Annotated in this window: 15 protein-coding genes; 8 read left to right on the top strand and 7 right to left on the bottom strand. The window is 56.0% G+C overall.

Features of this window, described 5'->3' with window-relative positions; genetic code table 11:
* Positions 1 to 33: 33 nt before the first annotated feature.
* Genes DTL42_RS18755 through DTL42_RS18745 form a run of 3 tightly spaced genes read left to right on the top strand, consistent with a single transcriptional unit; the run spans position 34 to position 3,820 of the window.
* Complete coding sequence (locus tag DTL42_RS18755) at positions 34 to 1,899, top strand: M56 family metallopeptidase (RefSeq protein WP_158545458.1); 1,866 nt, start codon at positions 34 to 36, stop codon at positions 1,897 to 1,899.
* Complete coding sequence (locus DTL42_RS18750) at positions 1,896 to 2,954, top strand: hypothetical protein (RefSeq protein ID WP_114370834.1); 1,059 nt, start codon at positions 1,896 to 1,898, stop codon at positions 2,952 to 2,954. Before DTL42_RS18755 ends, DTL42_RS18750 begins: the two co-directional genes overlap by 4 nt.
* Positions 2,954 to 3,820 carry a hypothetical protein gene (locus tag DTL42_RS18745; protein WP_114370832.1) on the top strand — a complete coding sequence of 289 codons (867 nt, stop codon included), beginning with the start codon at positions 2,954 to 2,956 and terminating at the stop codon, positions 3,818 to 3,820. The genes DTL42_RS18750 and DTL42_RS18745 overlap by 1 nt, the downstream gene beginning before the upstream one ends.
* Positions 3,821 to 3,863: 43 nt before the next feature.
* Here DTL42_RS18745 and DTL42_RS18740 read toward each other — a convergent pair whose 3' ends face one another.
* The 3 genes from DTL42_RS18740 to DTL42_RS18730 form a co-directional block, all read right to left on the bottom strand.
* Positions 3,864 to 4,148 carry a hypothetical protein gene (locus tag DTL42_RS18740; protein WP_114370830.1) on the bottom strand — a complete coding sequence of 95 codons (285 nt, stop codon included), beginning with the start codon at positions 4,146 to 4,148 and terminating at the stop codon, positions 3,864 to 3,866.
* Positions 4,149 to 4,248: 100 nt separating this feature from the next.
* Positions 4,249 to 4,542, bottom strand: a complete 294-nt coding sequence (locus DTL42_RS18735; protein ID WP_114370828.1) for a hypothetical protein — start codon at positions 4,540 to 4,542, stop codon at positions 4,249 to 4,251.
* Positions 4,543 to 4,751: 209 nt separating this feature from the next.
* Positions 4,752 to 5,687 carry a malate dehydrogenase gene (locus DTL42_RS18730; RefSeq protein WP_158545457.1) on the bottom strand — a complete coding sequence of 312 codons (936 nt, stop codon included), beginning with the start codon at positions 5,685 to 5,687 and terminating at the stop codon, positions 4,752 to 4,754.
* Positions 5,688 to 5,917: 230 nt separating this feature from the next.
* Between DTL42_RS18730 and DTL42_RS18725 the strand changes: the two genes are divergently transcribed.
* Positions 5,918 to 6,361 (top strand): Fur family transcriptional regulator, encoded by a 444-nt coding sequence (locus DTL42_RS18725; protein ID WP_114370824.1) that lies wholly within the window; start codon positions 5,918 to 5,920, stop codon positions 6,359 to 6,361.
* 58 nt (positions 6,362 to 6,419) lie between these two features.
* Here the strand turns inward: DTL42_RS18725 and DTL42_RS18720 are convergent, their stop codons facing one another.
* Both DTL42_RS18720 and DTL42_RS18715 read right to left on the bottom strand, forming a co-directional pair.
* Positions 6,420 to 6,896, bottom strand: coding sequence for a hypothetical protein (locus DTL42_RS18720; protein ID WP_114370822.1), 477 nt, complete (start codon positions 6,894 to 6,896; stop codon positions 6,420 to 6,422).
* A gap of 104 nt (positions 6,897 to 7,000) precedes the next feature.
* Complete coding sequence (locus DTL42_RS18715; RefSeq protein ID WP_114370820.1) at positions 7,001 to 8,104, bottom strand: DUF1559 domain-containing protein; 1,104 nt, start codon at positions 8,102 to 8,104, stop codon at positions 7,001 to 7,003.
* A 387-nt stretch (positions 8,105 to 8,491) separates the two neighbouring features.
* On the opposite strand from DTL42_RS18715, the gene DTL42_RS18710 reads away from it, so the two are divergent.
* From DTL42_RS18710 to DTL42_RS18700, 3 genes are all read left to right on the top strand, one after another.
* Positions 8,492 to 9,646, top strand: coding sequence for a xylose operon transcription regulator XylR (locus tag DTL42_RS18710; RefSeq protein ID WP_114370818.1), 1,155 nt, complete (start codon positions 8,492 to 8,494; stop codon positions 9,644 to 9,646).
* The gene (locus tag DTL42_RS18705; RefSeq protein WP_114370817.1) at positions 9,643 to 11,001 is read left to right on the top strand and encodes a DUF5690 family protein; all 1,359 of its coding nucleotides are present in this window, start codon (positions 9,643 to 9,645) and stop codon (positions 10,999 to 11,001) included. The genes DTL42_RS18710 and DTL42_RS18705 overlap by 4 nt, the downstream gene beginning before the upstream one ends.
* Before the next feature lie 143 nt (positions 11,002 to 11,144).
* Entirely contained in the window at positions 11,145 to 11,987 is an 843-nt protein-coding gene (locus DTL42_RS18700) for a polyphosphate kinase 2 family protein (protein ID WP_114370815.1), read from the top strand.
* A gap of 862 nt (positions 11,988 to 12,849) precedes the next feature.
* On the opposite strand, the gene DTL42_RS18695 is transcribed toward DTL42_RS18700, so the two are convergent.
* Both DTL42_RS18695 and DTL42_RS18690 read right to left on the bottom strand, forming a co-directional pair.
* A complete protein-coding gene (locus DTL42_RS18695) occupies positions 12,850 to 14,157 on the bottom strand; it encodes a DUF1552 domain-containing protein (RefSeq protein ID WP_234824270.1) in 1,308 nt (435 codons plus the stop codon).
* Positions 14,158 to 14,180: 23 nt separating this feature from the next.
* Entirely contained in the window at positions 14,181 to 18,251 is a 4,071-nt protein-coding gene (locus DTL42_RS18690; RefSeq protein ID WP_114370814.1) for a DUF1592 domain-containing protein, read from the bottom strand.
* 224 nt (positions 18,252 to 18,475) lie between these two features.
* Here DTL42_RS18690 and DTL42_RS18685 point away from each other — a divergent pair, with 224 nt between their 5' ends.
* Positions 18,476 to 19,306, top strand: a complete 831-nt coding sequence (locus tag DTL42_RS18685) for a sugar phosphate isomerase/epimerase family protein (protein ID WP_114370812.1) — start codon at positions 18,476 to 18,478, stop codon at positions 19,304 to 19,306.
* Positions 19,307 to 19,560 lie beyond the last annotated feature (254 nt).

The following is a 19,560-nucleotide window of genomic DNA, read 5'->3' as shown; positions in this document are numbered from 1 at the left end:
TTTTGGGTCTCAGCAATCGCAAGCAACTTGGTCATGGCCTGCCTATTGGGCGGCGTGGCGTGGTTGGTTGGCCGAAGCGGCCGTCAGGCCTGGCTTGCGCATTGCTTGTGGCTGTTGCTGTTCGTGAAGCTGATCACCCCTCCGCTCATTACCGTCCCCGTGCCTCTGCCCGACCAAGGTTGGTTTGCTGAAACGGTTTCCGCAGCGAGTAGCCCGCGCGACAACGAGAACGTCGTCCTCACTGAAGTGCCCCCTGCCGAGTCGAATGCTTCCGTCCCCCTGGACACCCCAGCCACAACCGCTGCTGGGTCTCCTCGGGCAAACGGATGGAGCCGCTTGGATTGGTGGCACGGTCTGCTTTTCATTTGGCTGGGCGGTTTTCTGTGGATAGCGGTTCGTGGAGCGATCAAACTGCTGCGTTTCTATCGCCTGGTACGGCAAAACGGAACCGTCGATCCTCAGGCCACCCGTTTCGTGCGTGACTTGTTGGACTCGGCAGGCGACTCGACCTCGCCAGCCTGTTCCCCGCAAGTGATTCTGGTTCCCCTGCGTGTTTCCCCCATGCTGCTGGGGTTCGGAAGACGCACCTACATCGTCTGTCCCGGTTCGCTTTGGGACGCATTCGAGGACGAACAACGTCAGGCCTTTCTCGCGCACGAAGCGGCGCACTTTCGTCGTCGCGATCACTGGGGACGTTGGCTCGAATGGTCGGTCACGGCGGTCTATTGGTGGTTTCCGCTGGTCTATCTGGCTCGGCGGCAATTGGAACGCCACGAAGAAGCTTGCTGCGATGCTTGGGCGGTCCGGATGCTGGCAACCTCTCCGCGACAATACGCCGAAGCCTTGCTCGAAGTGGTTGACTTCATCAGCGATTATCAAGTCGGTATGGTCCGCTTGGCCAGCGGTATGCAGCCCACCTATACACTGGAAGAACGTTTGCATCTGATCATGAAGGGTGGCCCCTCGGTCGATCAGGCCCGGCACTTTCAGCGAGGGGTTATGCTGGCGTGTGGTGCGTTCTGCTTGCTGCATCCGATTGTAAAGTTCTATCGCCCCCAGCCGGAAGCACCGCAAGCAGTCGCGACCAACAACATAAGTGGGGCGCTTACCCTGCAGAGCCAAGTGGTCCCCTCGCCCGCCCAACCGAAAACGGAAGAAACGCTGGAACTGCCCCCGGTGCCGCAAGGTTTCTGGAATCAAAAGCCCAAATCACGTTGGGCAGACGTTTCACTTTCGCTTCCCGGGGCCCGCCTGGTGGCCGAGGCCAGCGATGGGATTCGCTTTGTGACCGCCACCGGGAAGACCTTACGATTTCAAACGGAAGAGCTTACCGCTGTGGCCGAAATTGCTGCCACCAAACGCGTGGTGATCGGCGACCAACAAGGCCAACTTCGCCTGTGGGATTTAGCGGCACGCATGCCGGTCTCGCTGATCGGGCAGCACCCGGCCCCGGTAACCAGCGTTGCCTATCACGAGCACGCCGGCATCCTCTCTGCCGACGAAGCTGGCTCGGTCATGCGCTGGGACTTGCAATCTGGCCAGGTCTTGGCAACCTGGTCCGAAGCGTCTTTGCCGATCCAGTCCATTCGCCTTTCTGCCGATGGGCAAACGTTAGCCATCTTATGCGGCCAGTGGGAAGACCTCGACCAGCCGCAGCAGTTGTACTTCGTCGAAAGCCAGAGCCTCAAGCCAATTCGCCAGACGAACGTTTTCAGCGGAACAGCGGTCGTGGCCGGTACGGCACGCAACGCCTGGCTGGCCGTTCATTGGTCAGGCGTTCTCTTCGATCCAGAAACGGGCCTCCCACTGGGGCAACTTCCCAAGCATGAGGTCTCGGCGCTGGTGCTATGTCAAGATTCTCCCTTACCCCAGTCCGTTGCCGAAAGGGAAAGCCCGTGAAGCGAACGTACCCCAATGCTTTGTTCTTGGCCTGCGTCATCATGGGCCTGGTCGCGCTTGGCCAGACCGCTGCGGCGGAGGAACCGGCTGAGAAACCGGCCGCAGAAATTCCCCGGCGGTGGGTTTTGATTGCTTGTGGTTTGCCAGGCGACGATGCTCATCGCACACGCTTAACCGAAGCGTGCCGGCAATTGATTGCCGGCGCTGAAGCGACACTCGGGGCGCGGCCAGAGCAAATCCGTGTTCTGGCCGGCGACGAGACGATGCGCCAAGAACTGGCCGACGACGTAGCGAGCGTGGGCATTTGCACCAAAGAAACGATGCCATCCACGCTCGCCGAGCTAGGCCAGTTGGCCAACCAGGAAGATGGTTGCTGGGTCATTCTGCTGGGGCATGCCAATTTGTATGGATTAGAAAGCAAGTTCAATGTCTCCGGTCCAGATTTTCATCAAGGCGAGTTCGCTCAATGGGCCGAAGCGATTACCTGCCAAGAACAAGTCTTCTGGCTAACGATGCCGGTTAGCGGCTTTTGGCTGAAACCATTGGCGGCCGATTCGCGCGTCATCCTTTCCGCCACGCAAGCCGATCTTGAGTACACCGGCACCGAAATGCCGTACGCCTTGGCCAGTCATTTGGCAGGCGCGGGGGACCATTACCCGTTGGAAGATGTCGACCAGGACGGCACGTTGTCGCTGCTGGATCTTTACTTGGGGGTGAATCTTGAGGTCGATGCGGTCTTCAAAACGCTCGATCGTCTGCAAACCGAACATGCGCTGCTGGAAGACAACGGCGATGGGCGAGGCAAAGAAGTGCAGTTGCCCTATCTACCGGTGATCGCAGAACCGGCAGAAGAAACGCCCGCCGATGATGAGGAGGCAGGCAACGAGGACGACCCAGAGGCCCCGGAAGATGAGCCTGCGAGCGAAGAAGAGCCGCAGCCAGAAGAAGCAACGCCCACGAATCCCTTTGGTGTTCGCCCCACGGTAACCACCCGCCTCGAATCGAACATGGATGGCTACCGAGCCCAGAGAATTCGATTAAGGAGTTCCCTCTGATGCTTAGGTTTCTATTAAACAAATCGATATTGGTCGGCCTGTTGGCATGTGGCTTGTCGTACCTGCTAAGCAATCGCACGTTCGCCGATGACGAGGCCCAGCCAAAGGTCGATGCGGAAGTCGAGCGGGCCAAGGCTTGGTTCGATAAGTTCGACAAGAACGTCGCCACGCTCAAGATCAAACCGAAAGAGGCGGACACAAGCTACACGGTTCTGATGCCGCCCCTGATGCGTTTCTCGATTGAAGGAAACGTGTTCGGATCGGTGTATGTCTGGGAAGACGCCGACCAACGTTTGGCCGCTATCGGTACACTCGGTTCGCTTCCGTTTAACAGCATCCAAACCCAGTTCACCGAGTTTCATCTGCTCAAGCCCGAGCCGATCGAGCCGATGGCGTTTGTCGGTATCCCCGGTAAGACCTGGTCCCCCGATGTCGAAGCGTTAGCGTTCAAGAGCTTTCCGACACCTACCCCGGTGGCCAGCAACGAAGCTTGGCGTTTGGTACAGATGCGCTCCCTCGCCCGGCAATTCAGTGCCGAAATGGATCATCGTGACCAAAAGAACAACTTACGAATGCTGCCCCAGCCGATCTATCGCTATAAAAATTCCACCCAAGAACGGGACGGAGCCCTCTTCGCTTTAGTCTGGACCGACGGCACCGATCCGGAAGTGATTGTTCGTATCGAAGCGACCAAGGGAGAGCATGGTATCGTGTGGCAGTATCAGCCGGTCCGCTTTACCTATCGGGCGTTACGCTTGATGCACGAAGACAAGCTCGTCTGGGAAGTTGGCGAGTTCCACGAACGAGACCGACCGATTCAAACGTCCCCTTACGTAACCGGGCTGATGTGGCAGGAAGGCTGGTAAGCCAGAAGAACGTTACGGTATCACAGCCACGCAGAAGAAAACGTTACGCCTCGTCAGCAGCTTGCGTATTGGCGCGGCGGCGAAAAAGAAAGTAGCTGATCGCGGTGAAGACGACCACCGTTACCAATAGAAGTCCTAGGAAGGCGGCTATTGGCATTTGCAAGTAGACGCGATGCATCGTCACGTCGAAGCCGAGATCATCTCCCACTTGTTGCCATCGTATCGAGGCCGTAACCTGCCAGCCAGACCACTGCAAGGCTCCTGAGTAAGAACCAAGCCCGACCAGCAGGGTTATCAATATCAAAGGTGCCAATAGGTGACGCAGCAACGATCGAATCCTGATTTGCGGAAGAAGATATTGGATGATACCAAATTATGCCGCGCAGGATCGACCGGGTCGTTTTTTTTTGCTTGTGAGAAGCGTTTGCCTAGTCGTCGGCTACCAACGCTCCGTCAATCGTCAGGGTTTGGCCGTCGGGCATCGCGACGACGCGTTGTTCTTGCCACTTTGGCAATTTCTCTTCGACATAACGCATCGCCTGGACCAAGGCTTTTTCTTCTTCGTGGCTAAACGTTTCGCTCGTGCCGGACAGCAACGTTAGTACTTGCACACTACCGGTATCGGCTCCATAGGCAGATACGGCGCTAATCATGACTTGAACCGATACAAGTCCCCAGCGATCGTACAAAAACTCGAAGGCTTCTTGGTTGGAAGTAATCACGGTGCTTTTCTCACAGGCAAAATGATAAGAGATGCAGCATCCGACGAGGCGAGACACAGCCTGCGCGGATTTAGAAAAGATAGGGCATTGCTGTTCTAACCCTAGGTCGATTCTGACAAGAAGGCCGCCAAGCTTTTTGCCTTACAATTGTTCACCCGTCTGGTAGGGAAACAGTTGTAACAATTACGCAACCTTTGCCGGCAGCATTGCTAACGGGAATCCCCCTGCCAGAACGAGGCCAGGCGAGCATTGACTGCGCTTAACTGGCGAGCCGAGTGGAGCAGTTGCGCTTGTTCTTCCTCGTTCAGGGCGATCTTCAAGGTTTGCGTAATACCATTTCGCCCAATCACCGCCGGCAGCGAGAGGCAGACATCTTCGATGCCGTAGTACCCTTGCACCAAGGTCGAAACCGGCATGGTGTGATGCGAATTGTCTTGAATCGCTTCCAAAATCATTGCTGCGGCGCTGGCCACCGCGAAATTGGTGTACCCCTTCGAGAGAAAAACTTCCGGGGCGACATTCAAGGTTTTCTCAAACAGTTGCTTGACCACCGGGTCTTGCCCCATGTGCCAACCCCCGGCGAAAACCGCACTCAGCACCGGAAACTGCGAGTCGCCATGTTCTCCTAAGATGTAGGCGCGAATGTCGTCGGAATGGATGTTGTAGTATGCCGATAACAACGAGCGAAATCGAGCACTATCGATCAACGTGCCTGTCCCAATGACACGGTTCGCCGGAAAGCCCGATAGCTTGAGCGTGGCGTAAGTCAGCACGTCGACCGGGTTAGAAACGATCAACAAGATCGCTTCAGGGCTCAACTCGGCCAGTTTCGGAACCACCGCTTGAAACAGTCGGGCGTTCGGTTCCGCCGACGCAATGCGGTCCAGCGCGTTACCCCCTTTCTCCGCCGATTCGGCCAAGGCCAGGACGACCACTTGCGAGTTCTTGGTCGCTTCGAGATCGCCTGAGCGAACCGCTACGCGACCTGGCGAAAGCGCCGCTGCGTGTTGCAAGTCGAGCGATTCTCCGCGCGTTCGACCAGCGCTGCGGCTCACCAATACCAACTCGCTGGCCAAACTCTTCGTCACCACGGCATATCCGAGCGTGACCCCTACCTTGCCGACGCCGACAATGGAAACCTTCATGAAACATCCTTTCCGTGAGGCGGCAAAAGTACAATCTGCCTTAGCTTGCCCCATTGCTCAAGGGGCACCCCCCGCATTGTCCGAGGAGCCCCCATTTCCCTGTTGTGACAAGTCGAAATGAAAGCCGAGCCACCAGAAAAGAAGGGAACTGACTGGGCAAATGATTTGCAAGCAAGTTGCAAGTGCGATATATTAACCAAGTACATCACCCCATTTCAGGTTCACTCCCCATGGCACGCAATCGCAAAACTCAGTTCTCGATCGAAGCGGCGAAAACTTTACTGCGCTCAGCCGGATTACGCTGTACGGCGGCTCGCATCGCGGTCATTCAGTCGCTCGCCGATCATCAAACGCCGCTTAGCCCGATGGAAGTCGCCGACGATTTGGCGGAGTTTGGGTTCGACAAGTCTACCATCTATCGTTCGCTGACCGAACTGGACGAGTCTGGCTTGGTGACGCGGCTAGATTTGGGAGATTCCGTTCGACGCTTCGAACTGCTGCCGCAAGATGCCCAAGGCAACTCTGGCCACCCCCACTTCATGTGTGTCGATTGTGGCCAAGTGACCTGCTTGTCAGGCTTTCATATCGAACTGGTCCCCGACAAGTCGGGGCAAAAACTGCCAGGCCAATTTGGCGAAGTGCTGATCAAAGGGCACTGTAACGCCTGCCTTTAAGGGCATGGTCGCCGCCGGCGACGCATGCCACGCAAATTGATCGCCGTGCCGACAGCGGCTACGAAGGGTTTTCGTTCAATTCTTCCTGCAACGATTCCGCAAATGCTTTGCGGACGTCTTCTTTGATGTCGGTGGCGGCGTTAACCTGCTTGAGAACCGCATCGACGGCGCCGTCATCTTCTTTCAGCGATTGCATGTGCTTAATTTTTGCCGCGCAGTCGACGGCAATCGCGGTCACACTATTAGGATCTGGCCGGTCGCCATCTCCGCCACGGTCGGCTTCCATCTGGCTGACCTGCGACGCCCGAGAGTTCGCGGAACTCTTCTTACGGGCTGGGCCAATATGAGCCGACTTCAGCCGTGTGATCATCTCTTGGCTTAAAGAATCGACCGAATATTGAAAGTCGGCCATTCGATCGTTGAGTGCCGTGCTTTGGTACTCGCAGCCGCTCCCACCCAAGATGCAGCCTAGCAGCGCGAAGTACAGAACGCCTCGCGTCTGAGCGTTCCGTTTAGTCAAGTGTTTGTTTTTCATCGTTGTTTTATAGGGAAGGTAACAAATTCCGGAGAACCGGCCGACCGGCGCCTTATGTGGCCGATCGGCTTGGCAGGGATGCCTCTCGTCCTGTGTTGAGGCTGTTAATACTCTCCGACGATATCGCCAGAGTTGGACGAACCGAGGGCCCACCAAACATCGATGTTGATCGTATCGGGGACAAACCGAACCGATCCGTCGGCCAACGCAACTTGAACTCCGCCTGGGTGATTCGACGACGGCGTGATTGCTCCATCGGCTTCGCTGCAGCGGAACCAATCGGTGTTGTAACCAGGAATCGATATCGTGTTTGGAGGAAACACGTGGTTGTAGAGATGCTTCTCCCAACTGCTGGTGTACAACCAAGTGAGCCCTTTGTATTGGCTCCAATCTTTCCAGTTGGCATGGTTCGCCAAGCCATCGGCGACCACAGCCCGAATGTCAGCCCCTGGCTGCTGAATCATCGCCGAACCGGTGTAATACAAGTTGCGGCGTTTGTCAGGATGGTTCCCTTGCCCATCGTTGACCAGCGATTCGCTCATGGCGGCGGTGTTCGAAAGACCGTCGGTGATGTCTTTGAACGCAACGGTATGATTGGAACCGGCCAGCCATTCACCTTGGCAATTTGCCGTGCCAGGGCCGGTTTGCGACATGCGCGAGTGCGAGATAAAGCCCCGCGAAGAACTGCTCGTTCCGCCGATGGGCAATTTCAATTGACGCGGCGGACCAGCGTTGGCCACATAGCTGAAGTTCGCTAGGCCCGAAATGTTGTTGTTGGTGACACTTTCGCTGGGGCAAACAAACGTCTCTATCGGAACGCGGGCGATCTTCCCTAGTTCCGTATCTCCATTGACCAGCCCATTCCAGGAATAGCCAGCGCCAGAAGCCTCGGATGGCACAAAGTTGAATGCGGCCGTTTCTTCGACGCTCGGCAAAATACCATAGTACCACGAAAGGTTGCCTGAATTGCCGCCGCCGTAGTCGTGGGCAGAACGGTGCATGTGCAGTGGCGTGGCTTTGTTGATGTCGTGATACAAATGGCTCGCCAACGTCAACTGTTTGAGGTTGTTGGTACATTGCATTCGCCGAGCCGCTTCCCGTGCTTGCTGCACTGCCGGCAAGAGCAAACTGATCAAAACGCCAATAATCGCGATCACTACCAGCAATTCCACAAGCGTGAAGCCGGATGTTCTGTTTTGACGAAACATAAAACTCTTTCTCCACGAGGCGCACATTGAGGATCGAGAAACTACGATGGATAAAATGAAATCAAGATCACGCCAGCACCCAAGGCACCCAGCAGCTCTTTTCTGTTCCGATCTCAGCCAAGGTGCCAGCGTGACGATCGCTATTTTGCAAACGATTTCCGCGATACACTACCGATCTTTGCGCATTGATGTTGATCATATGCGCACTTCATAAAAACCTTCGATTAACCCTCTTAGGATTATTAAATTCTCGTTAATTGCACATTCGCCAGTCACGTTCCACGCTTTTGTTGGGCAAAATGAAGATCCGGTTCAGGTACCGCTCCTGACGAATTGCGCACCACGCTAATCAATTGTTTAAGGCCGCTTGGCAGAGGGGAATACTGCATGAAAAACGTGGTCGTTCTCATCGAAACCTCAACCGGTTGGGGTGCGGGAATGGTGCGTGGAATTGCCAGTTACCTCGACGAATGCGGTGAACCTTGGAACGTCTTTCTCGAACCAAGGGGTAAGTACGAGCCATTGAGGGTGCCCAAAGGCTGGCAAGGCGACGGCATCATTGCCCGCGTCAATAATCCCACCCTGGCCGACGAGATCCTGGCGTTAGGCATCCCTTGCGTGAATGTCTCGTGGTACGACTACGGCAACGGCGTCATCGCCCGCTGCACGCTCGACGAAGAAGAGAGCGGTCGTTTGGCAGCTAAATATTACCTAGAGAAGAAGTACACGCACTTTGCCTATTGCGGATCGCCTTGGCGGCCCAATTATTACGACGACTTATTCGGGCGCGCGTATGCCCAGTATCTGTCAAACGCAGGCTACCCCTGTTTTAATTACCCGCCCAGCGGAATCGATTCGCAGCAACCGTGGATCGACCAATTGCGTCTGTTGGGCAGTTGGCTGAAGACATTGCCAACGCCCTGCGCCGTGTTGGCGATCGATACACAAACATCTCGACAGTTAATTGAAGCGGCCAAGCTGGTTGGCCTGGGAGTTCCCGACGCCATTGCGGTGCTGGCCGGCGAGTACGACGAATTGGCCAGCGGCATCACCCGCCCCAAACTGTCGATGCTCGACAACGCCGCCCATACGGTAGGGCACAACGCCGCCAAGCTGCTCGATCGGATCATGCACGGCGAAGCGGACGGAAGCGAGTTGGTGACCGTTTCTCCGACGAATGTCATTTCCGAACAGTCGACCGATTGGACCGTGTTGCCCGATCAACGGCTTGTTCATGCGTTGCGTTTCGTACGCGACAACTACCATCGCCCCATTCAAGTGGCCGACCTGGCCGAGAACGCTGGCACTTCGCGGCGACTACTCGAACAGCTTTTCGATCGTTATCTCGAAACCTCTCCCAGCAAACAGATCCTCGCTGTCCGGCTCGATGCCGCTCGGGAACTGCTGGGGCGTTCCGTGTTATCGATGTCAGAAATTGCGGCCCGCTGCGGTTTCGATTCGCCGGAAGTCATGTGCCGCGCGTTTCGTCGCGAGATGAAAATGTCTCCCTCGGAATACCGACAAATGAGGCGGCTGCAATGATCCAGCTACGTGGTAGCCGCGCGCTGCACGATCGACTAATGCGAGCCAGCCCTTGGGTCACGATATTGTTTGCGTCGGCCACCTCGTTTTCGGTTTACTTCTGCATGTATGCCTTTCGCAAACCGTTTACGGTGGCGACCTACGATGGGCTCGTCTTTGGCGGCACCGGCGTGCAGTTGAAAACCGCGTTGGTGTTGGGGCAGCTTTTCGGTTATGCGTTGTCGAAATATATCGGCATCAAGTTTTGTTCGCAGCTTCGTCGCGAGAACCTGCTGGTCGCTATGCTGGGGCTGATTGGCTTTGCCCAGGCCGCGCTGCTTGGTTTCGCATTGCTGCCCAACGCCTGGAAAGTGGCCGCGATCTTTGCCAACGGCTTGCCCCTGGGCATGGTGTGGGGCCTGGCGATGCGCTACCTGGAAGGAAGACGCGCTACCGAGATTATGGTGGCCACGCTCAGTTGTTCGTATATCTTCGCGACGGGAGCCGTGAAAGATATTGGCCATCGCGTCTTAGAGGTCGGCGGGGTTGATCAATTTTGGATGCCGTTTTGGACCGGGCTTGTCTTCTTGCCTCCGCTGGCGGTCTCGGCTTGGCTGTTGGACGCCCTGCCCCAGCCTGATTTAAACGATCAGCAAGAACGTTCGCAGCGTTCGGCGATGACTTCGAAAGATCAATGGTCGTTCCTGGCCCATTTCTCGTTGGGATTGATTTTGCTCAGCTTTATTTACGTGCTGCTTACATCGTTCCGCGATTTTCGCGACAACTACGCCGCCGATCTTTTGCACGAGTTGGGCTTGGCCAATGTGCCGGCGATCTTTACCAAAGTGGAAGTGGTAAGTGCCATCACGATTGCCTTCACTTTGGCAGCGCTCAGCTTCTTTCGCCATAACCGGCACGCCCTGGTAGCCACCTTTGCGATCATGCTAACTGGGGTTGTCATGCTCGGCGGAACGACCCTTTTGTTTCGAGCTCAGTGGATCAGCGGTTTGAACTGGATGATCTTCATTGGGCTGGGTTCGTACCTGGCCTATGTGCCGTATACCGTGCTGTTCGATCGCATCTTCGCAGCTACCAGGGCCTCGGGAACTTCGGTCTTCGCGATCTATTTGATCGACTCGCTAGGCTATACCGGTTCGACGGCGATTCAAGTTTACAAAGATCTCTGGAAGGCTGAGCAATCTCGGTTAGAGTTCTTTCAAAGCTTCTCGCTTACCTTGGCGGTGGTGGGTTTCGTTTCGTTGTGGGTAAGCGGGTGGTACTTCATTCGCGAAGAACGCCTGGCCCGCGAAGCGGACATGCTGGCCCAACCGACTCCCGGCTTGGGAAATCAACCTGCAGCGGATACAACCTATTAAGGTCTGCGTCATCAATCCAATAGGGACGCCCAACGGAAGCCTCGGATTCGTGGCAAATCGGTCCGTAGCCATGTTGGATTACCCGCGCAGGAATCAATAAGTCGCCAATATTTTTGCACCCTTTGAAATCCGCGAGGTGCTGGATGGATTATTACGAACGTTTCCGCGTGACGCCTGGTAGCAAGGTTGATCTCGATAAGTTTGACCCTTCCCATAAGAAGCTGCACAACGAACGGCAAGAGGCCGAGCAAGAGACCATTCACCTCCGCGAACGGATTCGCGACCTGCAATATCAAATGTACGCCGAGCGGAAACGTTCGCTCTTAGTGGTCCTGCAAGGCCGCGACGCCGCCGGTAAAGATGGCACGGTCCGGCATGTCTTTCGCGCGATGAACCCGCAAGGGTGCCGCGTGGTTAGCTTCAAGGTGCCCTCCAAGGAAGAAGCCGAGCACGACTTTTTGTGGCGCTGCCACAAAGTGACCCCTGGTCTGGGACATATCACGGTCTTCAACCGTTCGCACTACGAAGACGTCCTCGTACAACGGGTTCACAACATCGTGCCGAAAGAAGTCTGGTCGAAACGGTACGAGCAGATCAACAACTTCGAAAAGATGCTGCACGAAAACGGTACGCATATCTTAAAGTTCTATCTGCACATCGATCAGGAAGAACAGCTCGAGCGTTTCAAAAAACGATTGGACAAGCCAGCCAAAAATTGGAAGATCAGCGAAAGCGACTATTCCGAGCGTCCCTTCTGGGATGAATACACCAAAGCGTTTGAAGAAGCACTGCGCCGCTGCAGTACCGAGTACGCCCCTTGGTTCATCATCCCTTCGAACCGCAAATGGTTCCGCAACTTAGTTGTCGCCCGCATCTTGGTGGCCGCATTCGAGTCGTTTCAGATGCAGTTCCCCGAACCAACGGTCGACCTGAAAGAAATCCGCCGCTTGTATCACGACGAAGTGAAGAAAGAAAACGACGAATAACCACGCTTCCCTTCCCGTAGGTCACGCTGCGCGTGACGCAGAGCGGATTAGTGGTCGATAAAACGTATTCAACATCCCTCACGCCAATCCCAAAACTCGTAGGGTGCGTCTTGACGCACCAGAGTTTGCTTGGTGACTTCCCAACACACCAAGCGTGGCAACGCAATGGCCATCTATTGAGGACTGCGCTGCTAATCAAACAGGGGTGACCAACGGAATCCCCGTAATCCGTGCATAGACTGAGTAATTTGAGATTACGTGCGCAGACATCAATAAACGTGGTTTGAAATTGACAACGCCCTCTATTTGCGATTCCACGCGACGATCAACCCAGCGCCGATTCGCAGGACATGGTGCGTTCCTCAACTTAATGCTCCGTGACGACGGCCAGGTACTCGGCTAATACTAATTCGTCGCCTACTTCAAACCACAGCCAAACCAACCCGGGCAAAATGCCCGGGGCACCCTGGCTTATTCGTTCAGATCGGTCTCGTTTATACAAGATGGACATTCGCCATCGGCAGTGTGCTCCCTCAGGTTTCTGACCCATTCGCGAATTTCATCCATTTCATCGTCTGAAATTGGAGTTCCATCTAGAACCCCAAAGGAATCTACATTAGCAGCAGCCTGGATTTGCCTAAGTCGCTCTATCTCCCGGATGAAAACATAACTCTCAACCTGAACAGATATCCAGTCTGCCAATGGGAGTAGACAAGCACATGTCACGCAAAGAATAGATAATATCAAAAATAAATTACGCAAGCTGAACTTCACTTCGTTTCACTTTATTTAAGCGCTTTAGTCGCTACGAAGTACCCCGTTGACCACTCTGAGCGGGCCGACGGGAAGTCGAGCGTGTGGGTTAAATGTCGGCCAGACGCTCGTTTGAGTCGCCGAACTCGTCTTTGTGGATGCCAAACTTGTCCATCAGCGAGAGGTACAAGCTGCACATCTTGCGATTAGGCTGATCAAGGTAATCGAGCGTGCGACCGGTTTTCAGCTTGCCACCGCCGCCACCCAGGATGACCACCGGCAACTTGGTGGCGTCGTGCTGGCTGCCGGCGAGCATGCTCGAGCAGAACATGATCATCGTGTTGTCGAGCGTGGTCCGTTCCCCTTCTTGCGTTTCGCTGAGCCGCTTGGCAACGTACGCAAGCTGCTGGAAGAAGAACTGGTTGACCTTGAGCCAGTCTTCCGATTCCTGGTGCGAAAGCAGATGGTGGATCATGTAGTCGATCCCCAAGTTGGAAAATCGGAGCGACGAATGGTCGTTGTTCAGCTTCAACGTGCAGACGCGGGTGGCGTCGGTTTGGAAGCCCAGCACCATGATGTCGCACATCAGCTTCATGTGTTCGGCGATGTCTTGGGGAATACCATCGGCCGGGCGGGCGATGTTTGGCTTGGCAAGTGGCGGCTTCCAACCTTGCATTTCGCCCCGCTTGCCGGCACGGTCGATCCGCTGTTCGACGTCGCGCACCGAATCGAGGTATTCGTCGAGCTTGCGGCGATCGGCCTGACTGATGTTGCGTCGCAGGTCTTGGGCATCCCCCAAAATCGCATCGAGCACGCTTTTCTCTTCCCGCTTCGCTCCGTCTTGAAACAAGCGATCGAATGCCAACGCCGGGTAAAGTTCCAGCGGGGTGGGCGTGGTGGGCGAGCTCCACGAAATGTGCGAACTGTAGAGCATCGAATAATTCTTATGCACCGACGGGTTCGACTTTTCGCAGCCCAGCACCAAGCTTGGCACTTTCGTATCGTGACCGTACTGTTGGGCGAGCACCTGGTCGATGCTCGTGCCGGAGCGAATTTCGCCCCCAGAGGAGAGCGGAGCCCCGGAGAGCAAGTTGCCGGTTTGCGAACTGTGAATGTTGCCTTTGAGGGCTTCGGCGTTGTACAAACCGCGAATGAATAGCAGCTTGTCTTTGTACGGGTCGAGTGGTTCCAGTACCTGACCGATCTCCATATCGGCCCCTTCTCCTTTGGCCCAGAAGTGGTCGCGATGGAACCCGTTGCCAGCGAACATCACGCCAAAACGTAGCGGAGCTTCCGATTGCGGCTCGGCGGAGGAGGACGTTGTTTCTCCCCACACGGGAATCGATTCCATCCACGGCAAGGCCATGCTCACCCCGAGACCGCGTAGCATCGTACGGCGTGTGAAATTGCGTTTCATGGTTTGGTTTCCTTGAGTGGTGGTTACTCGATCCCTGAAAATTCGTTGCCGCGAATCTCACGAAACTGCGGGCTCAGTACGATACGTTCAATCGCGATCTGCACGCGGAAGTCGTTTTGCTGCAGGTCGTCATAGATTTCATCTAACAGCGGCTGGTCGGAAAGCCGCACCGAGCGTCCCAACGCGTAGCCGAGCAGCTTTTTGCAAAATTGTTTGACGAACGTTTCGCGGCGTTGGTTGGCAATGTAATCGCGAATGCCCTCCATGCCGTCGATGGGGGTGCCATCCATCAGCGTGGTTGTGGCATCGATTTTAAGGCCGCTTTGGTCTTCCGAACGCAGCGCGCCGATGGTGTCGTAACTTTCCAGGGCGAAGCCGTACGGATCGATCCGCTTATGGCACTTGGCACACTCAGCGACGCTACTATGTTTTTCAATCAGTTGTCGCTCGGTCAGCCCTGCGGGGGCCGTTTCTGGCAGGACCGGCACATTCAAAGGTGGCCGGGGCAGGCGTTCCCCCAGCAGCGTTTCTGAAATCCAGTTCCCGCGTAAAATCGGGCTCGTCCGCGACGCGCCAGAGTTTTTCGCCAGCACGGTAGCTTGCGTCAAAATGCCGCCTCGACCAAATTGCCGCACCCCTTCCACCTTTCGCCACTGTTCCCCTTGCACCTCAGGAATTCCGTAATGCTGGGCCAGCTCTTCGTTTAAGAAGGTGTGATCGGCGGTTAAGATATCGAGGATCGAGCCGTTGTTGCGGAACATATCCTCGAAGAACAAAACCGACTCTTCGTACATTGGCCCACGTAGTTCGGCGAACTGCGGATAATGCTGCTCGCTCTTTTCGTCGAACTGATCGAAGTCGCGGACATGCAGCCATTGGCACGCGAACTGAATCGCCAGGCGGCGGATACGTTCGTCTTGTAGCATCCGCTTGGTTTGCTCTTCTAGAATGGCATCGTCTTGTAGCTTTCCGGCCGCCGCCAACTCGCGGAGCGTTTCGTCAGGGGTGGTCGACCAGAGGAAGTAACTTAAGCGGGTTGCCAGTTCATAGTTGTCGACCGGCCGAGCCTCTTTCCCTGGGCCAGGGATCTCGGCTCGATAAAGGAATCCAGGCGAAGCGAGAATGCGGGCCAGCGACAACTTAATTGCCTCTTCGTGCGGTTGCTTCTGGGCACGCAGTTCGGCGTACAGTTCGCGAATGGTTTGCTCGTCGCGAGGGGTTAATGGACGGCGATACGCTTTCTCGGTGAAGCGAACCAACGCATCGACATGCGCCGGCTGGGTATCGATCAACTGCTGCCTGAACGCGATAGCCCGGTTCTTGATCGGCTCGCGGAGGGGCTCGAAGATGGTGGGATCGCCATCTTGGGTCGCGAATTCGAGCAACTGTTCCAGAGCAACCGTAATATCCAGGGCATCGCGGCTGACGTAACGTAGCTCGCCCCACAAACGGTCGAGCCGGGCATGCTCTTCGTCGCTGAGCATCAAACGCGAAAGCTGTTCGTCTTCACGATGAAAGAGAACCAGCGTTACCCCTTCGTCCACCGGCACAATCTGCGGGTAACAAACAATCGCCGGGAAGTAATGCCGAAAGTCATTCAGGGCGGCAACGATGGAAGCCTCGGCTGAAGGGCCTGGGGGAATGACGATGGGCTTGCCTGGGATAAGATGCTGTTCGGCCAGCGGTTGGTTACCGACTTCTGCTTGGATTGCTGGACCTCCGGGGGGAACTTCCACGCTCGTTACGAATTCCGCCCCGGGCCACATCGCGCCCGGCAGGCTCACCGAAACGGCGGCGGGCAGACTGGCGACAAGGTCTTCACTTCCGCCAGACTTTGCCTGAACAACGATGCTGCCCAGCAGCTGGCCAGCACTGGCCAGCAAGTCGGCGTACAGGTAATCGCTTTCTTCTAGCTGCCCCTCGCCAGCCGCTTTCGCGAAGCGTTGCTCGATTTCATGCGCGATGGCTTGGGCTTGTTCGGCGCTGGAAGCGGTTTTCCACTTGGCTAGCAGCGAGTCTGGCGGAAGCTGGCTGGGTTCGGCTTGCTCGTCCATGCGCCCATAGAAAAAGTGCCACGTCGCCTCGTTGCCGAAGCGGTCGGCAAGCGGGTTCGCCTCGCCCAGGCGATCGGCACAGTCGGCTGAAAGCTGCCACGTCTTACCGTTCTCGGCAACCTCAGTGATGGTCAGATCAACCTCGGTCAAATCGCAAACATGACTCCCCGCCCGAGGTCCGATTTTCAGCACGATTGCATCGCCCAAGTTTTGCTCCAGGCTGGCAATCGGGGCCGTGGTAGCCTCGCCGCCAGAGTCAACGTCGCCGCTGGCCAGTACCGTGATTTTGCTGCCGCGATGATGTTCCAACCACCAACTCACCCCGTTGCCGCACGCACTGTGGGCATCGCGCACGTGCGCTTCTACCGAGACGTTTCCCGTGATTGGGCTTCGCCAGCCGGCGGCGATCCAACGTTCCGGTCGCGGGTGCATGGTCACCGCATGCGGCCGCAGTTCGCCAGGAATGTGAACCGTGCTATCCGTGGGATTCGCCGCCACCGACAACGCATCGAGCCCAGGGCTACCCCAACCGTTGATATTCGGCTGGCCAGCAATGTTGCTTAAGCGTTGGGGCAAGTGCGAAGTGATCGCCGCTTCACCCCGGTACGAAATTTCTAACAGGTCGAGCCAGCGGGTAAGTAGCTGCGGATTGAGTGAATGCTGTGCGGCCACCGCAGTCAGGTCCGTCGGTGCGGCGCTTTGTTGAATCTGGTATGCGGCGGCTAAATAATCGGGCGTGCGGCTGATCACTTCCTGCCGCGCTTCCTTTACGGCCGCGATGGTAGTCTCTAGGTCGCGAAGCAAAATCGGAGGCAAGCCGGGGCGTTCAAGGCGAGGCCGACGCCAAATCACGTCTGCCGTGGCAGCGGTGTCAGTAACCGGAATCGCATTGAGTGACAGCGTTACTGCTTCTGCCGAATTGAGTTTCCCCCGAAACTCTTGCTGCCGAACAATTGGGTTCGTCGCTTCTTGCCAAGGGCGAATGCTGCCGAAATGACCGACCGAATTGAACTTCCAAACCGCATCTTGCCAGGCCCGTACCGTTTGCGCCAGCGCTGCCGCCTGGCTTTCGTCTGCCGCTTGAAATCGTTGGCGCAGGTCGGCCAGCAAGGGGGAATTTGGCTCAGCAGCCAACAGCATGTGAGCCAACAGCGTGAAGTATTTGGCGTTCAGATTCTCTTGCTGGGCCAGCAAAGTCGCTTGGTCGATGTCTTCGGTTAGTTGCGAACGATGACGAATCAGTGCGGCGAAGTAAGGTTCTAAATCGATGCGACCTTCGGCGGCCATAATCGTTTTCGGGTCTTTCACATTCCAGCGATCGAGCGCATGCGCGTTGCCGACATCGCGAATATGATGAAAGTAAATCTCGCGGATCTCGGCTAAAATTTCATCGGTGAAATCACGTCGCGTTTCGCCTGCTGAGAAGCGAAAACCATCCGGCAGCAGCACAGCATGATCGGCGATCGCCTTGCCAGCGTCGAGGTACTTGCGCACCAGCGAAGGGGACATGACCAATGCGTTGCCGGTATTGGTGAACCCTTCGCCGGCGGCGCCATCCACCGGAAACTCTTTGGCCGGTTCTAACGGGGCACCGGTCAAGTCCCGGATGGTGTAGGTATATTCGTCGTTGTTCAATCGCCGCAGCATCACCGGGCCAGGATCGCCAGCGTTCGCTTTGGCCTCGGTAACCAAGTAATCTTGCACCCACGCCAACAGTTCTTTCTTTTCGGTGGGCGAAAGTGGTTCGCTATCTTCTGGCGGCATTTCCCCCAAGCGAACCATTTGCTCTACCTTTTGCCAGGCCGCCGGATCGTGCCGAATGGCGGCCAAGTCGGCGTACTTTTCTAAATCGAGTTCCCCTTGCTTGTCGGCGGTTGAATGGCAATCGTTGCAGTAGGTCTTCAGCAGCGGGGCGACACGTTGTTGGTACTGAGTTGCCAGGCGATCGAACGAAGCGTTCGGTTCCGCCCAAAGCAATTGTGGCCGCAAGAACACAGCCAGCAAGAACAAGCCAATAGTAATCCGTGGTGCGAAGAGCATTGGACGTGTGCGCTCGTTGGGGAGGGAAAGTAGGAAGGCGGGAGGGTGCGCAGGTCGATTAAACCGAAAGCACTTCCCGATTGTAATGCTTCCGCAAGGGTTGGACTAGACAATTTCGCCGAATCATCACGTTCGCCCCTGCCGAGTTGCCTTGCCTGGGCCTGTCAGGCAAGATAAAGCCAATTCGATGCTTTTTAATTTGCCTTCCGTCTGAAAGCCTATCTATGCGAAATCGTGCCCTCATCATCGCAACCATCCTTGGCACTCTTGCGATTGGTACCCTGCAAGCTGCCGATCCGCTGCGGCCAGAGAACCTGGTGGCGTGGTGTATTGTGCCCTTTGATGCCGCGAAGCGAACGCCTGAGCAGCGAGCAGAAATGCTGCATGAATTAGGCATCCAGCGCAGCGCCTACGATTGGCGGGCCGAGCATGTCCCCACGTTCGAACAAGAGATTCAAGCTTATAAAAAACAAGGAATCGAGTTCTTCGCCTTTTGGGGCTTTCATGAAGAGGCATTCCAGCTGTTTAAGAAGTACGACTTGCATCCACAAATCTGGCTGATGCTTCCGCAGCCTGAGGGTGCCAGCCAAGAGGCGAAAGTGGCCGACGCCGTCAATAAACTTAAGCCGCTGGCCGAGCAAGCCGAAGCGTTGGGCTGCCAACTGGGGATCTATAACCACGGCGGCTGGTCAGGCGAGCCGCAAAACATGGTCGCCGTCTGCCAGGCGATGCGCCAAGCCGGCCACAAGAACGTCGGCATCGTCTACAACTTTCACCACGGACACGACCACATCGCCAACTTCGCCGCCAGCTTCCAGCAAATGCAACCCTACCTCCTATGCGTCAACCTTAACGGCATGAACGACACGGCGCAACCGAAGATCTTAGGTATCGGCAAAGGCAAGCACGAGCGAGCAATGATTCAAACGGTCCTCGACAGCGGCTACCAAGGCCCCATCGGCATCCTCGACCACCGCAACGAACTAGACGCAAAAGAGTCGCTACAAGAAAACCTATTTGGCGTGGCCAACGTGCGGCGGGAACTGGTGAAATAAGACGAAACCCATCACCTTCAATACCGCCAAACCACGGTGCCACGCTCACGTCTGCGTGAGCATGTTGTTAACGCGTAAACACACGGAGAAGGGTTGCCCGCAGCTAAGTGATTTGACTCTTGGGAATAGGTAGTGTCCGTCAAGTTGCGCACAATTGATTTTCAGCCTGACTCTGGAATCTTTTTTGCCGCGCGCGGCAAAAAAGATTTTCACGTTAAAGTTTCCCCTGCCTCCTTCGGTTCACTCAGCCGGTC

Origin of the sequence: Bremerella cremea (assembly GCF_003335505.1) — a bacterium.
Lineage (GTDB): Bacteria > Planctomycetota > Planctomycetia > Pirellulales > Pirellulaceae > Bremerella > Bremerella cremea_A.
This window is presented reverse-complemented; position numbering and strand designations above follow the sequence as displayed.

Bases quoted from the DNA above. Each gene is read 5' to 3' on its own strand.
- DTL42_RS18685 (WP_114370812.1), top strand. From the start codon at position 18,476: ATGCGAAATCGTGCCCTCATCATCGCAACCATCCTTGGCACTCTTGCG.
- DTL42_RS18710 (WP_114370818.1), top strand. From the start codon at position 8,492: ATGAAAAACGTGGTCGTTCTCATCGAAACCTCAACCGGTTGGGGTGCG.
- DTL42_RS18700 (WP_114370815.1), top strand. From the start codon at position 11,145: ATGGATTATTACGAACGTTTCCGCGTGACGCCTGGTAGCAAGGTTGAT.
- DTL42_RS18755 (WP_158545458.1), top strand. From the start codon at position 34: ATGGCCTGCCTATTGGGCGGCGTGGCGTGGTTGGTTGGCCGAAGCGGC.
- DTL42_RS18730 (WP_158545457.1), bottom strand. From the start codon at position 5,687: ATGAAGGTTTCCATTGTCGGCGTCGGCAAGGTAGGGGTCACGCTCGGA.
- DTL42_RS18720 (WP_114370822.1), bottom strand. From the start codon at position 6,896: ATGAAAAACAAACACTTGACTAAACGGAACGCTCAGACGCGAGGCGTT.
- DTL42_RS18745 (WP_114370832.1), top strand. From the start codon at position 2,954: ATGCTTAGGTTTCTATTAAACAAATCGATATTGGTCGGCCTGTTGGCA.
- DTL42_RS18690 (WP_114370814.1), bottom strand. From the start codon at position 18,251: ATGCTCTTCGCACCACGGATTACTATTGGCTTGTTCTTGCTGGCTGTG.
- DTL42_RS18725 (WP_114370824.1), top strand. From the start codon at position 5,918: ATGGCACGCAATCGCAAAACTCAGTTCTCGATCGAAGCGGCGAAAACT.
- DTL42_RS18695 (WP_234824270.1), bottom strand. From the start codon at position 14,157: ATGAAACGCAATTTCACACGCCGTACGATGCTACGCGGTCTCGGGGTG.
- DTL42_RS18705 (WP_114370817.1), top strand. From the start codon at position 9,643: ATGATCCAGCTACGTGGTAGCCGCGCGCTGCACGATCGACTAATGCGA.
- DTL42_RS18715 (WP_114370820.1), bottom strand. From the start codon at position 8,104: ATGTTTCGTCAAAACAGAACATCCGGCTTCACGCTTGTGGAATTGCTG.